This window comes from Candidatus Hydrogenedens sp. (assembly GCA_035361075.1).
Lineage (GTDB): Bacteria > Hydrogenedentota > Hydrogenedentia > Hydrogenedentales > Hydrogenedentaceae > Hydrogenedens.
This window is the reverse complement of sequence record DAOSBX010000003.1, coordinates 117,825-142,481: the sequence shown is the minus strand read 5'-3', so window position 1 is coordinate 142,481 and position 24,657 is coordinate 117,825. Positions and strand designations below refer to the sequence as shown.

The 24,657-nt window shown below is 35.3% G+C and carries 18 protein-coding genes; 6 read left to right on the top strand and 12 right to left on the bottom strand.

Annotated features, from left to right (window positions below; genetic code table 11):
• Window positions 1-220 precede the first annotated feature (220 nt).
• The 3 genes from ispE to PLJ10_01890 all read right to left on the bottom strand — a co-directional run bounded on the left by ispE (window position 221) and on the right by PLJ10_01890 (window position 5,193).
• A complete protein-coding gene (gene ispE / locus PLJ10_01900; GenBank protein ID HOK08395.1) occupies window positions 221-1,096 on the bottom strand; it encodes a 4-(cytidine 5'-diphospho)-2-C-methyl-D-erythritol kinase in 876 nt (291 codons plus the stop codon).
• Window positions 1,097-1,110: 14 nt separating this feature from the next.
• Window positions 1,111-2,775 carry an AarF/ABC1/UbiB kinase family protein gene (locus tag PLJ10_01895; GenBank protein ID HOK08394.1) on the bottom strand — a complete coding sequence of 555 codons (1,665 nt, stop codon included), beginning with the start codon at window positions 2,773-2,775 and terminating at the stop codon, window positions 1,111-1,113.
• 237 nt (window positions 2,776-3,012) lie between these two features.
• Entirely contained in the window at window positions 3,013-5,193 is a 2,181-nt protein-coding gene (locus PLJ10_01890) for a hypothetical protein (GenBank protein ID HOK08393.1), read from the bottom strand.
• A gap of 165 nt (window positions 5,194-5,358) precedes the next feature.
• Here PLJ10_01890 and PLJ10_01885 point away from each other — a divergent pair, with 165 nt between their 5' ends.
• The 3 genes from PLJ10_01885 to PLJ10_01875 are packed head-to-tail and all read left to right on the top strand — an operon-like array spanning window position 5,359 to window position 8,173.
• A complete protein-coding gene (locus tag PLJ10_01885) occupies window positions 5,359-6,381 on the top strand; it encodes a type II secretion system F family protein (protein ID HOK08392.1) in 1,023 nt (340 codons plus the stop codon).
• Between the two features lie 18 nt (window positions 6,382-6,399).
• The gene (locus tag PLJ10_01880; GenBank protein HOK08391.1) at window positions 6,400-6,924 is read left to right on the top strand and encodes a peptidylprolyl isomerase; all 525 of its coding nucleotides are present in this window, start codon (window positions 6,400-6,402) and stop codon (window positions 6,922-6,924) included.
• A 58-nt stretch (window positions 6,925-6,982) separates the two neighbouring features.
• A complete protein-coding gene (locus tag PLJ10_01875; protein ID HOK08390.1) occupies window positions 6,983-8,173 on the top strand; it encodes an amino acid aminotransferase in 1,191 nt (396 codons plus the stop codon).
• A gap of 12 nt (window positions 8,174-8,185) precedes the next feature.
• Here PLJ10_01875 and PLJ10_01870 read toward each other — a convergent pair whose 3' ends face one another.
• Window positions 8,186-8,833 (bottom strand): hemolysin III family protein, encoded by a 648-nt coding sequence (locus PLJ10_01870; GenBank protein HOK08389.1) that lies wholly within the window; start codon window positions 8,831-8,833, stop codon window positions 8,186-8,188.
• A gap of 43 nt (window positions 8,834-8,876) precedes the next feature.
• Here PLJ10_01870 and nagB point away from each other — a divergent pair, with 43 nt between their 5' ends.
• On the top strand, window positions 8,877-9,686 hold the full coding sequence (nagB, locus tag PLJ10_01865; GenBank protein HOK08388.1) for a glucosamine-6-phosphate deaminase: 810 nt from the start codon (window positions 8,877-8,879) through the stop codon (window positions 9,684-9,686).
• On the opposite strand, the gene PLJ10_01860 is transcribed toward nagB, so the two are convergent.
• The 4 genes from PLJ10_01860 to PLJ10_01845 all read right to left on the bottom strand — a co-directional run bounded on the left by PLJ10_01860 (window position 9,683) and on the right by PLJ10_01845 (window position 13,939).
• Window positions 9,683-10,498 carry a glycosyltransferase family 2 protein gene (locus tag PLJ10_01860; protein HOK08387.1) on the bottom strand — a complete coding sequence of 272 codons (816 nt, stop codon included), beginning with the start codon at window positions 10,496-10,498 and terminating at the stop codon, window positions 9,683-9,685. The two genes, nagB and PLJ10_01860, sit on opposite strands and share 4 nt — an antisense overlap.
• Entirely contained in the window at window positions 10,476-11,537 is a 1,062-nt protein-coding gene (locus tag PLJ10_01855) for an NAD-dependent epimerase/dehydratase family protein (protein HOK08386.1), read from the bottom strand. The genes PLJ10_01860 and PLJ10_01855 overlap by 23 nt, the downstream gene beginning before the upstream one ends.
• Window positions 11,538-11,604: 67 nt before the next feature.
• Entirely contained in the window at window positions 11,605-12,561 is a 957-nt protein-coding gene (locus PLJ10_01850; GenBank protein ID HOK08385.1) for a lysophospholipid acyltransferase family protein, read from the bottom strand.
• A gap of 1 nt (window position 12,562) precedes the next feature.
• Window positions 12,563-13,939: an MBL fold metallo-hydrolase gene (locus PLJ10_01845; protein ID HOK08384.1), complete on the bottom strand. Its 1,377-nt coding sequence runs from the start codon at window positions 13,937-13,939 to the stop codon at window positions 12,563-12,565.
• A 114-nt stretch (window positions 13,940-14,053) separates the two neighbouring features.
• Here PLJ10_01845 and PLJ10_01840 point away from each other — a divergent pair, with 114 nt between their 5' ends.
• A complete protein-coding gene (locus PLJ10_01840) occupies window positions 14,054-16,696 on the top strand; it encodes a glucosidase (GenBank protein HOK08383.1) in 2,643 nt (880 codons plus the stop codon).
• 18 nt (window positions 16,697-16,714) lie between these two features.
• On the opposite strand, the gene PLJ10_01835 is transcribed toward PLJ10_01840, so the two are convergent.
• From PLJ10_01835 to PLJ10_01820, 4 genes are all read right to left on the bottom strand, one after another.
• Entirely contained in the window at window positions 16,715-17,767 is a 1,053-nt protein-coding gene (locus tag PLJ10_01835; GenBank protein HOK08382.1) for a type IV pilus twitching motility protein PilT, read from the bottom strand.
• Window positions 17,768-17,885: 118 nt separating this feature from the next.
• Entirely contained in the window at window positions 17,886-20,129 is a 2,244-nt protein-coding gene (locus tag PLJ10_01830; GenBank protein HOK08381.1) for a DUF1343 domain-containing protein, read from the bottom strand.
• A 470-nt stretch (window positions 20,130-20,599) separates the two neighbouring features.
• Window positions 20,600-21,133 carry an ATP-dependent protease subunit HslV gene (gene hslV / locus PLJ10_01825; protein HOK08380.1) on the bottom strand — a complete coding sequence of 178 codons (534 nt, stop codon included), beginning with the start codon at window positions 21,131-21,133 and terminating at the stop codon, window positions 20,600-20,602.
• A gap of 1 nt (window position 21,134) precedes the next feature.
• On the bottom strand, window positions 21,135-22,727 hold the full coding sequence (locus PLJ10_01820) for a sigma 54-interacting transcriptional regulator (GenBank protein ID HOK08379.1): 1,593 nt from the start codon (window positions 22,725-22,727) through the stop codon (window positions 21,135-21,137).
• Window positions 22,728-22,899: 172 nt separating this feature from the next.
• Between PLJ10_01820 and PLJ10_01815 the strand changes: the two genes are divergently transcribed.
• On the top strand, window positions 22,900-24,645 hold the full coding sequence (locus PLJ10_01815) for a hypothetical protein (protein ID HOK08378.1): 1,746 nt from the start codon (window positions 22,900-22,902) through the stop codon (window positions 24,643-24,645).
• The last annotated feature ends 12 nt before the right edge of the window (window positions 24,646-24,657 follow it).

Sequence of the window (24,657 nt, the reverse complement as noted above, 5' to 3'; positions counted from 1 at the left end):
CATCATCGCATACCTCTTCACATCCCTCTATATGACATGGGTCAAACAACCCCTCTCCTTCTACTGCTCCTTCTGTTTGTGAATATGCCTGTATACATAAGAATAGCAACATAAAAATAAGGTATTTATTTTTTGACATAATTAAAATCATATTGTTCATATTTTTACCTTTTATAGTTCATTTAATTATACATGATAACTATTTATTTTGTTCATTATTTTAATTTATTTTTATACCAAAGGGTTCTGTTTTTACCAAGTTTGCTTTTAATTTTACTTTTTCTATTAATTTTTCACCTTGCTCTTTTGACTCTACTAATACAAAAAAGGTTGAGCCACTTCCACTCATTCCTACATAGGGGTATCCCCATTTTTTAATTTTTGTTTTTATACATTCTAATTGTGGGGCTATTTTAAAGGCTGGAACTTCTAAACGGTTGTATATAACATGTTCCCATTCTCGTTTCTGTAACTTCACAATGGCTTTTATAAATGGTAGTGTAAATTTTTTGTTTTTATCTAAATGAGTTCGGAAAGATAAAGCAGGGTGTTGGTAGACTTTTGCTGTGGAAAGCGGGATATTGGGGTGTATTAGAACCAACCATTGGTCGTTGATATTTGGTAGTGGGTGAAGTATTTCACCTTTTCCAGTCACAGCCTGTGTCCCTCCTGTCACGAAATATGGTACATCGGAACCCAATCTTTCTGCGATATTTCGTAATTGAAGTTCATCCCAACCTAAGTTCCATAAACTATTTAATGCACTTAATGTGCCTGCTGAATTTCCAGAACCACCCCCGAGGCCTGCACAAATTGGTATGTTTTTCTGAAGCTGGACCTGGATTCCTGTTTTTATATTTGTACGTTTTTTTACCATTTCAATTGTTTTATAAATAATATTTCTTTCATCCGTAGGTAAAAAAGGGTTGTTTGTAATAACCTGAATTCCTTTTGGAATTTCTTTAAAGATTAAGGTGTCCGTTAAATTGACTGTTTGGAAAATAGACTCAATTTTATGGTATCCATCTGGGAATTTTCCTATAACATCAAGATACAGATTAATTTTAGCGTTATTTACAATTTTTAGTTTAGCCATATTGCTAAATTTTCTTATAGTTTTTTTGAAAACAACATTGAGATGATTAGATAAATTCCGAGTATTCCAGCAAGGGCAAATCCAATAGTACCTAAATTTTTGGTGCTTGCGGAGGTTGTGACTAATAAACTTGAACCGACAATGAGTGCAGAGACAATCAGGCTAACTGATATACGGTTTGAGGAACTATCGATAATATTAGCTAATTTTTCGAGATATTCATGATGAATATGAATTTTAATCTCACCTGCTCGGACTTGCGACACAATATTTCGCAAATCATCAGGGACTTCAACTATAAAGCGAAGTAATGTATTTACATATTGATTAAGTTCTCTTCTTAAATTTGGTAGTTCATATTTTGAAAGGATAAATCGTTCAAGATAAGGCTGAATAATGGAGACAAAATTGAGTTCTGGGTCTAATTGTCGTCCGACGCTTTCGATAGTTGCCAATGCTTTTAATAGCAATGTAAAACGAGGTGCTAATTCAAGTCCATAGTTTCTTAAAATTTGAATGGCATATTCTATTCCTTTTCCGACTTGTCCTGTACTAATTATTGGATACGCTTCGAAGGTGATAAAATCGGAAAGTTCATGTTCAAGAGATTTTATATCTTTAAAATTTGGTTTTGAACATAGTTCTAATACTGCCTGTGTGCATTCATGTACATCTTGATGAAAAATTGCTATTAAGAGATTTGAAATTAACATTACATCTTTTACATCTAAACTTCCAGACATTCCTAAATCTAAAAAAGCGATTTGATTGTTATATGTAATAAAAATATTTCCTGGGTGTGGGTCTGCATGGAAAAGGTGGTCTTCACAAACCATTTTACAGAGGATTTCACAACCGAGTCGTGCAATTATTTTTCTGTCGCAATTCCGTTGTTCATACATGTCAAATTGGTCAATTCTGACGCCATCAACCCAATCCATTGTTAATACTTCGTTTGATGAGTATTGTTTATACACTCGTGGAATAAAAACATTTTTATTGTTCCTCATATTTTTACGGAATAACTGGATAATTCTGGCTTCTGTATTGAAATTTAATTCCCGTTTAATAGAGCGTTCGAATTCTTTAACAATTCCCATAGGATTAAGGAAAGATATATCTGGATGTCCTTCTAACCATGAAGCAATCATTTTCATTAATTCAATATCAGCTTCAATAACATGGTCAATATTTATTCTCTTAACTTTCACTGCCACAGTTGTTTTATCGTTCAATATTGCTTTGTGGACCTGGCTTAATGAACCAGCAGCAACAGGTTCTGTTTCAAATTTCAGGAAAATTTCCTCTATAGGTTTATTGAAGGCATCTTGAATAACCTTAGCAATATCATTGAAAGGCAATGGTGCTACTCTATCTTGTAATAGACTCAATTCTTGTGCGATATTAAAACCTACAAGGTCTGGACGCGTGCTGAGGATTTGTCCCATTTTTATGAAGGTAGGTCCGAGTTCTGTTAATGCTTGTCTTAATCGTTCGCCCCATGTTAATTCTATATTTGGGAAATCTTCTTTAATTTGTCTATATAAAGACCAAGGAAGGCGTTTGAGTAAACCTAAACGGGAAAGCATGTCATAAAAGCCATGCTTCGCAAATACTTGAAATATTTCAAATAAGCGTAGGGTATTAATTGCTTGTTTTTGTAAACGAGTGTAAATCACGATAGGTTATAGTTTGTTTTTTTATTATTTTAAATTGAGAGGGGATGGGATTTAAAAACGGAAGAAGTCGGAGAAGTCGGACGAGGCGGACGAATCGGACGAGTCGGACAGGGCGGACAAGAGGAGGGCAAGACCACTGAACAAGGCGGGCAGAGCGGACAAGGGAAGGGCAAAACCACTGAACAAGGCGGGCAGGACGGACAAGGTGGACAGGGAAAATAAGGATATTAGTGATTGTTAGTTAAAGGTTAGGTCTACTTTGGTGGTGTTGGGTTTTAAGGGTATAAAAAGGACATTCTCAGAAATTTTGACGTTTTTTAATGATTTGTCCTCAACCAGGACTTTTGTTGTCTTTAATGTATCTGGTTTGTAAATAAACAAAGTGGCTGGAATATTAAAAGACTCTTTAAATGCAATATCTAATTCTTTTTTTTCATTGTTCCATCTTACGGAATCGATTCCTTCCATTCCACATAATTTATCCGTTTTAATTCCAATAACAGATGGTTGTTCTGTTATAGACACAATGCCAATAAATCCATTTCCTGAAATATTGAGTAAAGTACTATCATCTTTTATAAATTTTTCATCTTTATAATCCCATAACATTGCATCAGGTTTTATACTTTTCAACATGGTTATAGGTACGGGTTCGACATTTTGAGTGATAGATATAATTGAATTAGTAAAACTATCCTGAGTTGCATAACTTCTAAAATGCCAGATTTTGGGTTCTTTTTTATCTAAGTCCACAGGAGTAAACATTACTTTTGTATACTTATTTAACTGGGATATTTTTTTTGAAATATCTGTTTCATTAAAACTGCCAAGCCATACTGCGGGGGCTGGGAGTGATTGGAGCAATGTATTTACGAGATTATTTTCTGACTTTACTATTTGGTTATTAATTTTAACAGGGGCAATATTCGAATTATAGTTAACCACAGAACCCGCCATCGCACAAAATTCTATAAGTTCCTCTTCTGAATTTATAACACGATTTGAGCTCATAGGATAAATGGGGATTTTATTAAAGAAAGTGGACAGTTCCTTTACGCCGATATGTAATGCTTCGTTTCGAGTTGAGTTCATTTGTTCAAGCACTTCATTTGGTATATCAACATCGCAAACTACAAAGTCAGGATTCCACGATAGAATTTTCTCCCAGCGTTTTTTAGCGACTTCGATACCCTCAGGGGTATTATATTTTACAACAGCGTAGCCATCGTTGGTAGGTATTGAACAATTACTTTCTATTGGAACAGCCCAAGGATTTAATGTTAAACCTACTTTCATAGAACCGTTGTTTTTGAGTTGGTCTATAACTAATTTCATATCTCTTGACAGGGTTTTTGTATTTCCTTTAAGTGAACCTAATGGGTGTTCCCAACTTTGTGGGATAAGGACGGCGTTTAGACCGAGATTACTTGAAAAACTTGCAATTTTTGAAAGGTTACTAATCGTCCCTTTTTCTGGTTCAACAGCAACCCAACCACGGATTTGTTTTTCATTTGAGACTTTTGAAAGGGGTGGAGATAATTGGGAGATAACCCAAGTAAAGGTGGTCATCAATTTATATGCGTCGTTGCTAAATGAAACTAATATAGGGTCGCTTTCAACAGATTCACCAGGATTTAGAGTTATGGGTGGATTAAAATGACATTCTATAGCCCCTGTCCAATTATCCCCTTCACCAGAGATTACCATTTTTGATGAGGCTTTTCCTTGTGGACAAACTGCAAAGGCTATTTTTTCGTCATTTGTTGTTGTTTTTATTTGTAGGACCTGAGCTTCTTCTTCTGGAACAAAGACCAAAGAGCCACCATAACTGGCTACTGGTCTAAGTATTTTTTTATTAGGCAATCTTGTAATCATTTCAGATACGGGAGGGAATATGATTGGTGATATTTTTGCAATTGAGATAGGGTTTGTTCCTTTATTTGTGATTATTGTGGTAAATAATACAAAACAACGTTGTTTAAAACTTGTAGCACGTTGTTGCACAGCAATATCATTTTTTATGGGGAAAGTGGTTGTAAAATGCGTTGCTGGACCGAAAATGCTGTCTACGTTTTCTCGTTCAGTTACTGCATTTCCAAAAGACTCGACAGAGATTTCTTCACCTGATTTAAGTTGAAAAGATGGTCCATATCCTTCAATAACAGTGAGTTCTTTATAATCATCGGGGTTGGTATAGTAAATATGCCAATCGCCGTTCATTTCATCAAAATCAATTCCCATATTTTCCCATGAAAAGGTGTAACGATGTCTTAAAACCCATGGTGATTTTCTGGGGGCAGGAACTTCTTCTTCTACTTTCTTTTTCTTTTTGGGTGCTGACCAGCCATCTAACATAATTAAAGATATAAGGACACATAATATAATTGCAACGGTTAAATAATTGGTTTTCCTTTCCATACTATTTCCTATCTTTTGTATTATTATTGTGGAATTCCATTTATGGCTACTATTAAATATAAACCTAACAACCAAAAACTACGTTCCATTCCTAAAATATTCTGATTGTGTGATAGAATATGGAGAAACATTGCTTAATTTAAACAAAGTGTAATTATAACGTATATGAGTTTTGGAAAGTTTATATTAAATTATAAAATGATGTCAATTTTATGTAGACAGCTTGCTTCTGCATACGAAGGTGGCATTCCTATTATTCAGGCTTTACAAATTGTGGGGGATGGTTTTCCTTCTCGTAGAGTTAAATTGATACTTTATCATTGTGCAGATGATTTAATTCATGGGAAAACGTTAAGTGACGCATTAAAACAGAGGGAGGTTTTCCCTGATTTGTTTATTCAATTGGTCTCAGCAGGAGAACGTTCAGGTCGTCTTGATGTTATATTGCGTGATTTAAGTGTTTATTATGAAGACCTGTGGAAGATGAAGCGCTCAACATTGGCTTCGCTTACGTATCCTATTATTCAGCTTATATTAGGTTGGTTTCTCGGGACTTTTGCATTAGGAATTGTTAAACAAATCAGTTTTGAAAGGTCGTTTTCATTAGATGCTTATTTTACATCTTATATTTCATTTCAGATAAAGGTGTGTATTTTGTTCTTTTTGTTTTTTATGGTTGTAATGTATTTTAAGAATACAAAATATTTTCAGAATGTTATATATAGTATATTTCGATATGTCTGGCCATTCAGTTTTATCATTCATAAGTTTTCATTAACGCGTTTTTTCAAATCATTTGCTCTTTTATATGCGAGTGGTATACCGATTACTGATGCACTATTACAATCTTCTGAGTTATTACCAAGTTCTCAATATCAACAAGATGTTATTATGGCGGTTCATCTTATTCGCAATGGATCCACGCTCGAAAAAGCATTTAAGTCTCTTCCATGGGTAGGGCGATTGGGTCAAGAAATGGTTGCAGTAGGGGAACAATCAGGGAAATTGGACGAATCGTTACAGAAGGTTGCAGAATATTTTTTGTCAGATGCTCAGCAAGCTTTACGAGTTGCATCGAAAGTGTTTAACATATTAATCTTATTGCTTGTTGGGGCAGTTATTGGATTTATCGTAATTAGTTTCTATGCCCGTCTATATGGCAACATGCTAAATCAATTAGGAATTTAAACGAGATGGTTTGGTATTATGGATGAGATGATGTATAAAGAAGACGTTCCACAAGAAGAACCGAAAGATTGGACAAAGTATATCTGGGGGGGAATTATTTTACTTGTTGTCGTTATGATTGTTTTTATCTGGTTGGCAGGTCAGATAAAACCGAAAACCTCTTATGTCCGTGCAAAACATATTCTTATTAAATTTAACCCTAATGACCCCGCAGACCGTCAACGGGCATTACAATTAACGACAGAATTAAAAGAACGGATTATAAAGGGGGAATCATTTGAAAAACTTGCGAGAGAGTATTCTAATGACCCAGCAAGTGCACGAAGAGGAGGTGATTTGGGCTATTATGAGAGGCGTTCATTTGAACCGAATTTTGAAGATTATGTGTGGTCTGCACCTATTGGACAGTTAAGTGATATTATTGAGACCAAATATGGTTTTCACTTAATTATTGTTACAGACAGGCATTTAACAGATGTGGATCGCTACGAATTAGAGTTAGATGAAAAAGCCCGGAAAAGTGTTATGCAGGAAAAGAATTAATACTTTTTATAATTACCCAACTAAAATCAACTAAAACAATAAGTAAAGAAAGGGTTCTATGTTAGAAAAATTTACAATGGCACCGCCTGATCCTATTCTTGGATTAACTGAGGCTTTTTTGAAAGACCCAAATTCAGAAAAAATTAATTTGGGGGTCGGAGTTTATAAGGACAATTTTAATAAAACTCCGATTTTCAATACGGTGAAGAAGGCAGAGGCTATTTTGTTGGAAAAAGAGCAGACGAAATCATACCTTCCTATTTCGGGTCTCCCTGATTTTTGTAATGAGGTGCAGAAATTAGTTCTTGGGGCTGATAATCTGCTTATTCAAAATAAACGTGTTGCTACGGTTCAGACCGCAGGAGGGACTTCAGCACTTCGTATTTTTGCAGATTTAATTCGAATGAATATTGGTTCTAAAAAGATCTGGATTAGTAAACCGACGTGGGAAAATCATGCGAAGATATTCCAATCTGCGGGATTTTTAGTTGAGACTTATCCTTATTATAATCCTGAGACTCATGGTCTTGCATGGGAACGCATGTTAGATACAATAAAACAGATACCAGAAGGTGATATTTTACTGTTACATGGTTGCTGTCATAACCCGACGGGAATCGATTTAAATAAGAATCAATGGAAGGAAATTGCACTAATATTGAAGGAGCGTAATATTTTACCTTTGATTGATTTTGCTTATCAGGGTTTAGGTGATGGTTTGGAGGAGGATGCTTTGGGTGTCAGGATAGTTGCTGATGTTGTTCCTGAGGTGTTTATTTGTAGTTCCTTCTCTAAAAATTTTGGATTATATAATGAGAGATGTGGTGCTTTAATAGTAGTCTGTAGCGATTCAGATACAACTCAAAAGGTGTTAAGTCAAATCAAGGTTGTTATTCGCACTAATTACTCAAATCCTCCAGCCCATGGTGCATATATTGTACATACCATTCTTAGTTCTGAAGAACTTCGCAAAGAATGGGAGCAGGAAGTGAAGGAAATGTGTGTTCGGATTAAGACGATGCGAAAATTGCTTGTTGACAAATTAAAGGAGAAGGGGGTAAACCAAGATTTTGGTTTTATTGAGAGACAAAAGGGAATGTTCTCTTTTTCAGGTTTGACGGAGGAACAGGTATTACGTTTACGGGAAAAATTTTCAATTTATATTGTAAATTCGGGTCGTATTAATGTTGCCGGGATAACCACCAATAATATTGACCGATTGGTAGAGGCAATATATAGTGTAATTTAGTAGTGGTATTTATTAGGAAACATTAGAAGAAAGAATGTAAATATAGACACAAATGAAATGGATTATGCTGGCACTTAATACAAATAAGTGCCATATTACATGGTGGAAAGGTAATCGTTCCCAAAGGTAGAATGCAACACCGCCTGTATAAAGAATACCACCTATAAGCATAAGGATTAATGCTCCGAAGGGAATCATTTCAATTGCAGGTTTTAATGCTATGATTGCTATCCAACCCATTAAAACATAAATAACCGTAGCGAGTCGGTTCCATTTGCCGATAAAAAATATTTTAAAGATGAAGCCGAGAATGGTTAAAACCCATAATGCGGTGAAAAGAGTCCATCCCCAAATGCCGCGCATAAATACAAGCAGAAAAGGTGTATATGTCCCTGCGATAAGCACGTAAATGCAGGCGTGGTCCATAAATTGGAAGAATTGTTTCAATTTGCCTTGTGGGAATGAATGATATAATGTTGAGCTTAAATAGAGAAGGATTAGGGCATTTCCATAAACAAGTACACTCGCGAGTATCCATGGGTCTCCTTTTTGGACGGCGAGAACTAACATGATTATAAGGCCGGCAACACTCAGTCCGGCACCTAATCCATGTGTTAATGCGTGGAATACTTCTTCAACGGTAGTATATACTTTTTTCATTTCTATTACCTATTTAAACTTTTAATATAGAAAGGCATTTGATATGCAGGTTATTGTTCAACCGACTTCTCATGATGCTGTCAATCTTGTTGCCTATATTATCGCAGAAAGGTTAAGGGAAAAACCACATTCTGTTTTGGGATTGGCTACAGGTAGGACAATGATACCTCTCTATGGTCGTCTTGTGGAGATGCATCAGAAAGAGAATTTGGACTTTTCATTAGCAGTGACGTTTAATTTGGATGAATATATAGGGATAGCACCGGAACATCCGGGGTCATATCATTATTTTATGCGGTATCATTTTTTTCAACATATTAATATTGACCCGCGGAATACTCATATTCCAAATGGGATGGCATCGGATATTAAGAAGGAATGTATTGAGTATGAGGGAAAAATACGAGACTATGGAGGGATTGATTTGCAGATATTAAGTATAGGTGAATCGGGACATATTGGATTTAATGAGCCTTTATCTTCTATGTTTTCGCGGACTCGAGAAAAGGCTCTTTCACCGAGGACAATTGAACAAAATAAGCATCTTTTTCCTAATCCTGATGAGATGCCAAAACGGGCTATAACGATGGGCGTTGGGACTATTCTTGAGGCGGACCAATGTATTGTGTTGGTTATAGGTAAGCATAAAAGTAAGATATTGGCTAAAGCAGTGGAGGGTCCTTTTACTGCTATGATTTCAGCAACTGCTTTACAATTACACCCTAATTGTGTTGTTGTCGCTGATGAGGAAGCAGGTTCGGAATTGACACAGAAAGAGTACTATCGTTGGATTTTTGAGAATGAACCTGAGTGGGAGTCCTATCGTGTTTTGATGAGGCGGAAGGAACGTTAATTATCTTTTTTGTTTTGATTTATTTGATGATTTTTTTCAGTTATGATGTCGTCCAAGATCAAAAGTCGTTCGAACCAAACCATTAACATAGTGCATAAATATCTTCTTCCCATTTCTCGAAGTTTGAGTTTCGATTGTCCCCATGTTCTCCCATACCAAGAAATAGGGATTTCGGCAATTTTATATTTACGGATTAAAGAGGATAGCGACATTTCGATGGTGATATTGAAATGAGCTGACTGTAATGGACTAATATTTTCGATAACATGTCGTCGGTAAACTTTAAATGCGTTTGTTAGGTCATTGAAATGGGTTAGGAAAAGGATTTGTAAGAATTTATTTACAATACGATTTGCAATTAGTTTTATTTTTGGGTAGTGGCTAACAATGCTTTCTTTTCTGAAACGGGAGCCAAATACGCAGTCGTAGCCTTCTTCAATTTTGCGATAACAACGGACAATATCTTTAGGGTCATCTGAACGGTCTGCCATTACAATTGCGATTACATCTCCTTTAACATTCTTTAAGCCTGTGCGTATGGCTCTACCCAGACCATTAGGCAGAGGATTGTTTACTAATACGACTTCTGGGTATTGTGTTTTTAGTTCTTCTACAACTTTCTGTGTATTATCCTGACTATTATCGTTAACGATAACAATTTCAAAAGGAATTTGTTCGTTCCGTAATTCTTGAATTAATTCTTCCACTGTAAATGCGATGTTTTTCTCTTCATTGTGAGCAGGAATAAGAATTGAATAAAGAAGTGTATTTTTGGGGACGGGTATTACATTAGAGTCGGCCTTTGAGGCCATAGTAAATCTCCTCTAAAATTTTTGGGACATTATATGTTAATTGCCATTTGGGATAATGTTTTTGAAATTTGCGGACATCACTTATCCACCAGATATGGTCTCCTCTACGAGGTTGGTCTATATATGTATAGTTCATTTTCTTGCCGACAATGCTTTCACTCATTTCTATCGCTTCTATTAAAGAACAATTACTAAATCTACTTCCTCCGATGTTGTATACTTCGGCACAACGAGGATCATTAAATACTTCCCAAAAACATTCGACCAAGTCGTTTGCATGAATATTATCACGGACTTGCTTTCCTTTATATCCGAAGATGTGGTAGTCTCTACCTGTCATGGCACATTTCATTAGATAAGCAAGGAAGCCATGTAATTCTGCACCTGAATGTTGTGGTCCTGTGAGGCAACCTCCACGAAAGATTGTTGTTTTCATTCCAAAATATCTGCCATATTCTTGAGTCATAACATCTGCTGAAACTTTGGAGGCACCAAAAATGGAGTGTTGGCTCTGGTCAATACTCATTGTTTCGTCAATTCCATGTTCTGCCCATGGGTGAGATGGTTCGACTTCCCAGCGTGTTTCACATTCAATAAGAGGGAGAAAGTTTGGTAGGTCCCCGTATACTTTGTTTGTAGAGGTAAAGATAAAGACAGCATCAGGAACATATCGGCGTGTCAATTCCAACAAATTAAGTGTTCCTAATGCGTTTATTCCAAAATCAGTAAATGGTTCTTTTGCAGCCCAATCGTGGCTGGGTTGTGCTGCGGTATGAATAATAATTGAGATGTCTTTTTGGTAGTTTTGAAATATTTTTTCTAATTCTTCATAACTACGAATGTCGATATTGTAATGCTTGTAATTTGGGTATGTGTTTTGTAAGTATTCGACAGACCAACGAGTACTGGCTTCTTTCCCGAAGAAATACGCACGGGAATCGTTGTCGATACCCACAATATCGAATTTTTCTTTTGCAAAACGTTGAACGGATGCGGAACCGACGAGTCCACCGGAACCGGTAATAATGGCTATACTCATTAGAGAACCTCTTAACTTTCTTTTAAGGTGATATTAAATTATAAACTATACAATAAAACTATTTATATTATTCAAAATTGTTAGTTTTATTTTTGTTTCGTTTTGCTTCCCAATAAGCCTTTAATTTTTCTCTTTGTTTCCACCGTCGATGGAACCAAAGCCATTGGTCAGGATGTTCACGAATCATTTTTTCGATAGCATCCTGACATTTTTGAGTGTTAATTAATATATCATTTTGCAAATTTCCTGTTTGGACTAATTCAAGCGAAGGTAGTATTTCAAAGAAAAGGGTGCCATCTTCTTGTCGTATCATTTTAACAGGATGCACTGGGACTTTTGTGCGGGCATAGATGAAGGCTGGGCCGATTGTTGCCCAACACGGTTTATCGAAAAATGTTACAGGTGCACCATTATCTCGGGGGGACTGGTCAATTAATATTCCAACAAACCAACCTTCTTTCAATAGTTTTATTATTTCATTAGCGGAACGGTCTTTTGAGATGGTCTTTATCTTTGCCCGTGTTCGAATATCATTTATAGCATTATTAAGAATTGGGTCATCAAATTCACGAACAATTTCTGCTACAGGGTAGCCATGGCTACTCATTAAGGAAGCCATCATTTCCCAATTGCCGAGATGGGCACTGATAAATAAGGCACCTTGTTTTTTTTCTATGTAGTCTTGAATATTTTCAACACCTCTGTAATAAGCGATGTTGCTATATTTATTCTCTGCCAATTTTGGGAGATGAGGTAGTTCGAAGGCTACGAGGAACATATTTTTTGTAGCCCTCCAAAGGATGTCTTTTTTTTCTTGTTTGGTAATGGAATCTCCGAAGGCGTAATTAATGTGTTTGTACCCATCTTTTTTTATTCTTGGGACAAGGTGGAATGCAATGAATGCAAACAGGATTGCAATTTTGCGTGATGAGGATAATGGGATTTTCTGGAATAAACGAAGGAACCCCAATGCAAAAAGAGAGACTATTTTTCTTTTTATTTTTTTGGATTTTTTCTCAGGCATATCATATTTCTAATGAGATTGTTGAGCCATTTTGTGGAACGAAACAATTTGTATTTGAATTGATATTTTCTTTCATCCATTGAAGGGCTGGTGGGTCTCCATGAACTAAGATAACATTTTTGGGTTTTAATTGGTATATCAGGTCTAACAAAGCTTTTCGATTAGCATGGCCACTAAAATGGAATCTTTTGATATTTCGTAGTTTTACTTTGACGGGTGGGACATCTAATTGGAATTGAAGTTCAGCCCCTTCTGGTGCTTCTAATAATTTGAAACCTAATGTTTCTGGGTCAATGTATCCAACAAAGAATATACCGTGATGTTTTTCTTTTACCATCTCTTGTGCAATTAATGCGGACGGGGTGTTTTCTACCATCATGCCCGAAGTTGCAATAATAATGGAAGGGGTAGATATGAGTTTTTTAACAATGTCAGGTTCCCATACATTACCCAATTTTCGGAAAATATTTAAGGGACGTAAATGGCTATTTTGGTCGAGATACTCTCGGAATTGTTCATAAATATCATATATCGCACGACCTAAACCAGAGATATAAATAGGGACTTTTGCTAATATGCCTTCTTCTTGTAGTCGAGCAAGAATATTGGCGACTTCTTGTGTTCTGCCGAGAGCAAATGTAGGAATTAATACACAGCCTTCTTTTTTTATAACGTGATTGATATTGTCTGCTAAACGGAGTGCTTCGTCAAAGTATGGATTTATTTGTTCTTCATCTAATGCGCCTTGAGTGCTTTCAATAATTATGGTATCTACTTCGTCTAACCAATCGAAGGACTGATAAGGACCCAACAATTCCTGATTTCCAGATGAAATATCACCTGTATAAAGGATCTTATAATTATCTATTTCTAATAAAATACTTCCACTGCCGAGCACATGACCTGCAGGGTTGAATAAGGCTTTAAAAATTGATTTGTTGCTGACATCGAATAGATTGTTATATAAATGAGCTCGTGTTGTCTCCATTAAATTTTCGACATCGTCATGTTGGTAAAGTGGGTAGTCGTAAATTCCACGTTCTTTACGTAAGGTGTTCATAACAACGACACTGTTATGAAGCATTCGTTCGATAATTCTAATAGTAGGGAGGGTAGCATGTACTTTAAAATGGGGGAATAATCGGATTAAATAGGGTAAGGAACCACAGTGGTCTACATGACCATGGGTAATGAGCACTGCATCTGGAAAGTTTTCCATCCGGTCAAAGTTTGGAAGAGATTCAAATCCTTCTTTTTTAGGGTGAATCCCACAATCTAACAAGATATACTCGTTAGCATAGGAAACCTGATAACAATTAGCTCCAATTTCCCCACCTCCACCTAATATTGTTAAATTAACACATCGTTCTCTACTCATATTTTATTTATTTTCTTTTGTATAATTTATAACTTTCCTAAATTTAGAAATAGGAATTATTTTAGTATAATAAAACGAGATATATTTTATCATTAATTATATCAAGGGAAGAATATGAGTTTAGAAAAAGAAAGGATTAAAGAGATAATTTATAAAGGAGACTTCTGGCAAGAATGGGGGCCATATTTACCAGAGCGAGAATGGGGAACGGTTCGGGAGTGCTTTTCTTCTCCAGAACAAGCATGGAAATATACAACCTTTGACGCGGCAAGGGTTCGTAATTATTTATTAGGAGAGGATGGAATATTTGGCTGGTGTGAACGTTCGGGAAGGCTTTGTTTCAGTATGTCTTTCTGGAATGGTGTGGACTCTATATTGAAAGAACGTTTTTTTGGTTTAAGTGCATTGGAAGGGAACCATGGAGAAGATGTGAAGGAATACTATTATTATCTTGATGCAGTTCCAAGCTTTTCTTATGCAAAAGCGTTATATCGTTATCCATGTGAAGCATTCCCGTATGATAAACTCATTTCTGGAAACCAGTCCAGAAGTTGTTATGACCCAGAGTATGAACTTTTGGACACTGGCGTATTTGATAATCTGAATTATTTTGATATTTTTGTAGAATATGCTAAGGGGAGTCCGAAGGATATTGCTATCCAAATTACAGCATGGAATAGAAGTAAAGCGACAAAACCACTGCATATTATTCCTCAGTTTTTTTTCAGGAATAGCTGGCAATGGTCATGGTTGTTGGACAGAATTGATAGGAAACCTCAAATATATTATGGGGGGGCGAATCATGTTGTATTTTCTGATTCTAAATTAGGTGAGTATCGTTTGGAATGTGGAGAAGGAACGGGGAATGTTCTGCCTCAGTTGCTCTTTTGTGAGAATGAGTCGGAATTTGACAGTCAATCAGAAAATGGTATCTTTTCAAAACGACAAAGAGAGGCTTTTACACAACGGATTATCTATAATAATAGTGAATTTTTATCGCTGAATAACCGAGGGACACGAGTTGCAGTTTGGTATGTATTTTCAGTTCCTGCTCATTCGAGCGTCTCTGTTCAATTACGATTTTCGTCGATATCTGAGATGTCATCGGAACCTACGGGGGAAAAGTGCACACATCTTTTGGAACTCAGAAGAAAGGAGTGTGATGCGTTTTATGATGAAATATTACCCAAGAAGATAGATAACTCTGAAAAGACGATAATGCGACAGGCTTATGCAGGGCTATTATGGACTCGGATTTTTTATTCGCTTCCTATAAAAGATTGGCTACATGTTGCGAATCAATTAGGATACCATGAGAAACATAGACGTTTTGAACCATGGAGGCAACTATGTGTTTCGGATGTTCTTTCTGTTCCGGATAAATGGGAGTATCCGTGGTTTGCTTCATGGGACCTACCGTTTCATTTAATTCCTACCGCACGGATAGATCCTGCTTTTTGTATCAAGCAATTTCAACTATTTTTATCGGAACGGTATCAAAATACAACAGGGCAAATTCCTGCATCTGAGTGGAATTTTTCTTTTGTAAATCCACCTGTAATGGCGTGGGGAATTAATAAAGTTATGACCCTTTTAGAACGGCTACATTTTTCTGCAAATATAGATGATTTGTACAATACCTTCTTATTGGATGCGTTGTGCGGGTTATATTCGAATTTAATATGGTGGACTAATTTAAAAGATACTGATGGAAAAACTTTATTTGAAAATGGGTTTATTGGGCTTGATAATTTTTGTTTGTTAGAAAAAATACCTGAACAAGAGCATACTATAGAAGAATCACAAGCAGTTTTCTGGACACCTTTTCTTATTGGAAATATTCTTGAGTTGGCTTGTAACGTGGCTATTAAATATCCGCTGTTTGAAAAGATTGCTGTGCGTCTTTGTCATTATTTCATCAAATCGATTGATTTATTACAAGGGAACAATGGCTTAACGTTTTGGGATGAGAATGACTCCTTCTTTTATCCTTTACTTCGGGTTGAAGGGAAAGAATTTCAATTACCAGTTCGGGCTTTTTCAGGTTTGGTTCCATTATTTGGGATAGTACATCTTCCATTACACTCTCTTCCAGAATTATCAAAAGTAGTAGAAGGATTGTTAAACACACATAAATATTTGAGTGCTTTTTCTAAGACATTTTGTTGTAAAGATACGGGGAACACGTATATTGCTATATCGTGTATTACAGACCAACAACGGGATGCATTATTAAAATATGCCTTAGATGAATCTGAATTTTTATCACCGTATGGATTGCGTTCGTTATCACGGTATCATCGCGAAAAACCTTTATATGTTCATACATCCAGAAGGCATTATGAAATAAAATATTGTCCTGGTGAATTGGAATCGAGGATATTTGGTGGGAATACAAATTGGTTTGGTCCTATATGGTTTCCCCTTAATTATTTGTTTATTCATAGTATGGATAAGTTAGGATTATCTCATAGCGAATTTAAATATACCTCATCACAACAATTTGAAAATTATAGTTTTCATAATATAGCGGATGAACTTAGGAGCCGATTACTAACACTTTTCAAGAAAAATTCACAAGGGTGTATCCCTTCAATGGAAACATTTTATCGTTATAACAATATTTTTTCGTGTGAAGAGCATCTTTTGTTTTATGAGTATTTTAATGGTGATACTGGCGAAGGGATTGGTGCAAGTCATCAAACAGGCTGGACGGCATTAATTGCGGAAATCATCCAAGAATTAGCAAACCAATAATTGAGTGTACCATCGGGATTATGTAGAACTTTCTTTTAGTTCTTCTGGGTTTTTCATATTAGCAATGGCATCTTCGTAAGAAATAAGTCCTTCGAGATATAACTCCTTTAGGCGACGGTCAAAGGTAACCATACCATCCTTAAATGCTGTTTCTAATATACTATATATCTGATAATTTTTACCTTCACGAATTAAGTTAGAAATAGCATTATTTGACCTTAATATTTCATACGCTAAGACGCGACCTTCACCGTCTTTGTGAGGTAGTAATCTCTGAGATATTACCGCTAATAAAACCATCGATAATTGGAAACGTATCTGTTGTTGCTGTCCTGCGGGGAAGACATCAATAATACGGTCAATTGTTTGGATGGAATCGTTGGTATGTAGTGTTGCGAATACAAGATGTCCAGTTTCAGAAGCGGTAAGTGCCGCCTGGATTGTCTCAAGGTCTCTCATTTCGCCGATGAGAATAACATCGGGTGCTTGCCTTAATACATATTTTAATGCACGAACAAAATTATGCGTGTCTCCTCCAATTTCACGTTGGTCTACAATACTTTTCTTATGGGTGTGAACATATTCTATTGGGTCTTCTATGGTAATGATATGACATGCTCTCTGATTGTTAATGATGTCAATAAGAGAAGCGAGGGTCGTCGTTTTGCCACTACCAGTGGGGCCAGTAACAAGAACTAAACCTTGACGAGCAAATGCAAGTTCTCTGAGATTCTCAGGTAAACCCAAATCTTTTAGAGAAGGGATTTTTTCTGGAATAGGTCGTAGTGCTGCGGTTACACATTGTTTTTGATAATACACGTTTACTCGAAATCTATGTTTTCTACCAACTGCTAATGAGAAGTCCAATTCTTTTTCTTTTTCAAATTGTTCTTTTTGTTCTTTGGTAAGAAAGCTGTAAATTATCTTTTCAGTGGCTTGGGGTGTTAAGGGGTCTGTTTTAGTTCTATAAAGTTGGCCATTAATTCGAAGGATAGGTGGAGCACCAGCACTGATAATAAGGTCGGATGCATTTTCTTTAAGGACAATGTCAAATAATTCTTGAATATCCATAAGAGAACTCCACTTCGTTGTTTGCTCTATGATAATAAATAGGACAATGGATTATGTTCAAGTTTCAAAAAAGGACATAGAAACATATTATTTATAATAAATAAGTATTAATATGTTTTTATGCCAATTCGATTAATTTTTGTGTTTCGTCTTTGAGAGATGTGTATAATCGGGGATGTGTTGTTATATAAGTCTGAATATTTTTTTCTGTTTGTAACCATAAATTATTTAGGTCTTCATTTTTTTCGATTGCTATTCTAAGTTTAGAGGTTCCACAAAGTTTGTCAAAATGTGCATTAAATTGAAATTCGTTGGGATGGTTGCTTTTTATTAATTTAATGATTTCCACAACCAAACGAAATGGTCTACATAAATGAGGGTTGATAATTTGAAATTCTAATCCTTCACAAAGTTCTCCATTGTATTTTGGATTTGTTGTTTTTCCTAATATAGGTTTTGGGACAAAGGAACATTTTTTTATTTCAATTCCTTGTTTTAAATTATCTGGTATTTTAGAAATTATTCTTTCTGGGTTACACCAGGGTGCACCTATTATTTTAAATGGTTTTTTAGTTCCTCGACCTTCGCTTATATTTGTGCCTTCAAATAAGCATGTTCCGATATAACATAGAGCGGAATCAACACTTTGAATATTCGGAGATGGAGGAATCCATTGCAAATCTAATTCATGGAAAAATAAATCATAAAACCAGCCATCCAATTTTATAACATCAAGATTTAAATTATTGAATTCTTTATTTGTATTTTGTATCCATAATGCTGTTTCTGCAATCGTTAAGCCATGTCGGACAGGAACATTTCCCCAACATACTTCATCTACAAATGAGGGTTCAGGAAAAATTCCTTCAATAATCTCTCCTCCGAGTGGATTTGGTCTATCAAGAATAAGAACTTTCTTATTGTACTCCATACACAATTTTAATAATTGAATCATCGAATATATATACGTGTAATAGCGAACACCGATGTCCTGAATATCAATTACAATCCAATCAAGAGTTTTTAATATTTCTCTCCACTGATTAGTTTTATGTTTCGAATACATATCAATTAATGGTATATTCATCCATTGTTTCTGTTTTTCTGATTTTCCAGATTCTTCTGACACATTTAATCCATGCTCAGCGGTAAAAATGCATTTTAGTTTTATCTTTTCAGATGTATAAAAAATATCTAAGGTTGTCTTGCCTGTTGTACTGGTTGCGGAAGTATTTGTATATAATCCGACAGAGGCATTCTTAATAGGCTGAAAATCATTTCTCAATAGAGTGTCAATTCCGTAGTGGGTATTCATCTTTTGTGGATGGACAATCACTGCCAGGGAATTATAGAATGTTTTTCTTAATTTTCGGTTGTCTCTTTTTTCTCTTCGCGGATGGCATGAATTACTTAACAAAATGGCATAGTATCCTGATATTCTATCCCACCATAAGCAGGTTCCTGTAAAACCTGTGTGTCCAAGAGCAAAACGAAAAGGTAGTTGCCCCTCGATGCTATCCCAAAAAGGGTCTGTTTTCCATCCTAATACTTGCCAAGGATAATCAGGTATTATTTTACATGTTGCCATCTCTTCTATTACTTCTTTTTCAAGTAGTTGTTGTTTTATTAAAGCACGTGAAAAACGGGCTAAATCTTCAGCAGTAGAGAATAGTCCAGCATGCCCAGCAACACCTCCTAATGCGTAGGCATGTTCATCATGTACTTCACCTCTTATAATTTTTTTTCGCCATGGACATTCTTCTGTTGGAGCACATTTATCAATAAATTCTTTGGGAACGTGAAAAAATGTGTTATTCATATTTAATGGGGAGAAAATATTATCTTTGCAAAATAGATCTAATTTTTTACCTGATATTGTCTCGATAATATTTCCTAATAATATAAAACCGAAGTCTGAATAGAGATGATTCGTTCCAGGTTTAAAGAATAATTTTGTTTTTGACAACTTAATCAATAGGTCTTCAAAAGAGAATATTTCTTTGTACCATGTTTCATATCCGATAATACCCGAGCTGTGTGTTAATAAATGTCTAATTGTAATTTCTTTAAAAAGGGGAAGTGGAATATATTTATAAAGTTTCTCATCTAATTTTAATTTCCCCTGCTGGTATAACAATAAAATTGATGTGGTTGTTGCAATAACTTTTGTGAGAGATGCAAGGTCAAAAATAACATCTTTATCCATAGGTTCTTCATACGGCACAACTGAACATTTTCCAGACGCTTGGAAAAATAGCACCTCATCATATTGTCCAATATATGCGACAGCACCTGTAGGTATATTTTTTATAGCGGTATCAAGAACTTTATTGAAAATGATTTTATATTTTTTTTCTAACATTAGTTTTTCTTTTCGTTTATTTATAATCCAAATAAAAATAATTATGGCCTACAATTGATTTCAAATTGTAGGCCAAGATTAGTAATTTGTGATGTTAAGCTACATCACTATTTAACTACTTTTTCTTCGCTGCTGGTTTCTTTGCAGCAGGCTTCTTTGCTGCAGGTTTCTTTGCTGCAGGTTTCTTTGCAGCTGTTTTTTTTGCAGCGGGTTTCTTTGCAGCGGCCATTGTGAATCTCCTTATTGTTTTTATTTTAAGAGGAACGATTTACTCAATGACAACTGGTCATTGAACTTTCCTCTTAATGCCGATTCAACTTTAATTAGTTCTGATAATGAACAAAATTATATTTAAAACGCAAATTTTTTTCTACTATTTTTTTAATATTTATTTTAGCCTCATTTTATGAGGTTATGATGCGTGTTATATTTTTCAAATATTTTATTTTAAAAAATTTTTTATTTTAAAATTACAAAATTTCTACTGTTATATGTTCATTTGTATAAATACAAACTTGTGATGCAAGTTTTAAAGCCTCATGTGCAATTTGTTCTGCTGACAAATTTGTATGCTTCATTAAAGCACGTGCTGCGGTCAATGCGAAACCTGAACCTGAACCAATCGACAAAATATCATCATCTGGTTCTATAATTTCTCCTGTTCCAGACACAAGTAAGATTTCATCTTTACTGCACACAATTAACATAGCATTCAACTGTCGCAGATATTTATCGGTTCTCCATAATTTTCCAAGTTCAACTGCGGAACGCGTCAAATTACCATGGAATTCTTCTAACTTTCCTTCAAACCGTTCAAATAATGCAAAGGCATCAGAAACAGAACCTGCAAAACCTGCAAGAACTTTACCACCATATAATCTTCTTATTTTTGTTGCAGTTCCTTTTACGATTGTATCACCGAGGGTTACCTGTCCATCGCCTGCCATAGCGACGGTTCCATTTCTTCGAACAGCAATAATTGTAGTGCTTTTAAATTCAGCCATTTTATCTATCCTTATCGATATATTCTTTTGTTTTCATAGAATGTTTTGCTTTTTGGGGTTTATATTGTTTTGGGTTAATTCCGAGTTTCATCACTCTAAGTCCCATAATCCGTTCCGTAATTCCTAATTCTCTTGCTGCTTTTGCTTTGTTTCCTTTTGTATTTTTTAATGCCTCAATAATCATTTCTCTTTCAACCCGTTCAAGGGTTTCTTCCAATTTGCCTTTCATTATTGTATTTGAAGCTTCTGCAGTTTGAAGTGTTGGTGGCAGATGATGTCCATGAATTACATCATCATTGGTTAGAATAATAGCACGTTCTATAACATTCTCTAATTCACGGACATTTCCAGGCCAGTGATAACTCATTAACATGTCAATTGCTGGGGTTGAAATTCGTTTAACATACTTATTATTTTCGCGACTGTATTTTTCGACAAAGTAATTTGCCAATTCTAAAATATCCGTTTTTCTTTCTCTTAGTGGTGGAATAAATATTGGGAAAACGTTCAATCGATAAAATAGGTCTTCGCGAAATTTTTCTTCTTTAACTAATTTTTCCAAATCACGATTTGTTGCAGTAATTATACGAACATTGACCTTTATAACTTCTGAGCCTCCTACTCGTTCGAAGGTTTTATCTTGTAGTACACGAAGAAGTTTTGCTTGAATACTTAAAGGTAAATCTCCAATTTCATCTAAGAAAATGGTACCGCCATGAGCCATTTCGAAACGGCCTTTTCGTTGCTGATATGCACCAGTAAAAGCACCTCGTTCATGTCCAAATAGTTCACTCTCAACAACAGATTCTGGTAGTGCGGCACAGTTAACTTTTATAAATGGACCCGTGGCACGATTGCTATTAAAATGAATAGCGTGGGCTACCAATTCTTTACCAGTACCACTTTCACCTCGAATAAGGACGGTTGCTTCGGTTGTAGATACTTGTTGAATTAAATCATAAACTTTCTGTATTGCTCCTGAACTACCAATCATATTTGAGGGGTGGAATCTTTTTTTTAATTCTTCTTGCAACCGAGCGTTTTCAAGTAAAAGAGCTTTTCTCTCTTCCTCATTCCTCATTCTCAGTCGGACAGCACGGGCTATCATAGAAGCGATGATTGTCAAAACACGCAGGTCTTCTTCTAAAGAAATCTCATCTGAATATAATCGGTCAGCGCTTAATGTTCCTAATACCATGTTCTCTACTCTTATTGGTACACAGATGTAGGATATTTCTTCTTTTTGTAAATTTTTTCTTGAACCTGTTTTATTTAGGAACATAGGCTCGGTGGAGATTTTAGGAATAACCATTGGCCTGCCCATTTGAGCTACCTTCCCAATAATCCCTTCTCCAACTCTATAGACTCCTCGTGCCAATTCTTCGCTGGAAAGTCCATAAGCTGCTTCTATATGTAGTTCACCTCTCTCCCTATCGAGCAAGGTAATGGTGCCTCGTAACATTCCTGTATGATTTGAAATTGCTTTGAGGACAGGATAGAGTTCGTCTCTAAGGTCATAACTTCTATCTAATATTTCGCTTATTTCGAGAAGGAGTTTAAGTTCTGAAAGGGCTCTTTCGTTTTTTTCTTTCATTAAGGTATTTTTCTATCCTTTTATTGAGTGGTTATATGTTTACATATTTTCCAAAATTACATATATGTAATGCTTTTTTATTTTACTTTAAATGTGTATAATAATTCAAAGGTGTTTATTATATTGTTATTTTGTTATAAAAAATACTCAAATAAAACAGAAAGGTAGGAATATGAAATTTAGTTTATGTTATGTATTATTTTTATTTGTATTTTGTCTCTCGATGTTATCTTTTTCTGAAGAAGTTCCAAAAACGATTTTATTTTCCGCATCGCCAGAACAGATATTAAAGGATGCGAAAGACTGGAAAAACCATGGAGTTGATGCTTTTTTCCTTGATTATGTTGCGAGAGAATGGAGTGATAATATTTGGGCTTCTGATAAAAAGCCATGGACTATTGGTAAAGAAGATGAGACATTTCAAAAAGTTTCTGAGGCTAATAAGTTATGCAAAGAGTTGGGGATGGAAACATTTTTGAAGATATCTTTTGACCACTTTTTTGATTGGTTTAGTGACCTGCAATGGGAAAATGTTATTCACAATTTTCGTCAATTTGCGATATTTGCAAAGGAGAGTGGATGTACAGGTTTTGCAATTGATATTGAGTATATTGGGGAACAATATAACTTTAATTGGAAAGGATATACATACGATGGTTATACTCGGAAAGATTTGATAGAGAGGGTTCAAAAACGTAGTGCGGATTTAATTAATACTATATATGATGTATTTCCCGATATGGTGTTTCTTACTTTTCCAGAGCAAGGATTAAATTTAGGTTTGATTATACATCTTACGTGGATTGAGGAATCAGCAAAGAGGAAGGCGAAAGGAGGGGTTCACTATTGTGTGGAACATACATATCGACTCAAGAACTTAAAAGAGATATTACCTTATATTAGTGGGGTTGAACACATATTTTTAAATTATTTATCGCCAGATGCAAGGAAATACTGGATGGAAACGTGTTCTGTTGCACCAGGAATCTGGCCTTTCGGATATGATTATGACAGTGGACATAAAGCTGGCTATACCGTCAATGAGTTGGAGCAGGTTTACGGAATTCATTTAGTAGCATCGCGTAAATACAACTGGATTTATAGCCATAATTGCTACGAACAATTATTAACTCGTCAGAAAGAATCTTTTGTAAGTGATGAACCGTTAGAAACGTTCACAGAAGTTTTACGTTCAAAAAAACCGACAACGGAAGGGTTATTTGTTGAGGGTAGTACATTGTTAAAGGAAAGGGATTATGAAAAATTAAATAACATAATGGGATATGCTCTGATGGTATTGCCGATGGGCCCTGATGATAATCCAAGATTTCAGACAGTGCCATTAAATAACTATGACACTCATAAATATAATTTTTGGGAACTAGGAAAACGATATCTCTATGGAGAGGAAACAAATTTTCAGATTTTATTTAAGCCTATTATAGATTGGAAAATTTCTGAATATTTTAGTGCTGGCACATTTAAAGAAACACATGATACATCTTTCCCTCCTGAAAATATTGCAGATTATAATGGCTGGAAAATAGCATCAATGAAACCTAATAAAGTATCCATGGATTTTATAGAACTTCTGGGTCGCCATGACATTTGTTCTGCATACGCTCTGTGTGAGTTTGAGGTATTTCAACCTATAACAGCACAGGTTCGGTTTGGTTTTAATGATGCGGTGAAGGTATGGGTAATTAAAGATACAGAACAAAAATGTATCTATGACTATTTTGGTGAATCAACAGTATTGCCAGATAAAGAGGTCATCCCTATATCCTTCGAAAAAGGGAAATACAAAATTCTATTAAAAATTACGAACAACAAAAACAACTGGGGATTTACGCTTCGAATAACGGATACTAAAGGAAATAATGTTCCTGAAAACGTAATAAAAATTACTACAAATTAAAAACTGGATTTA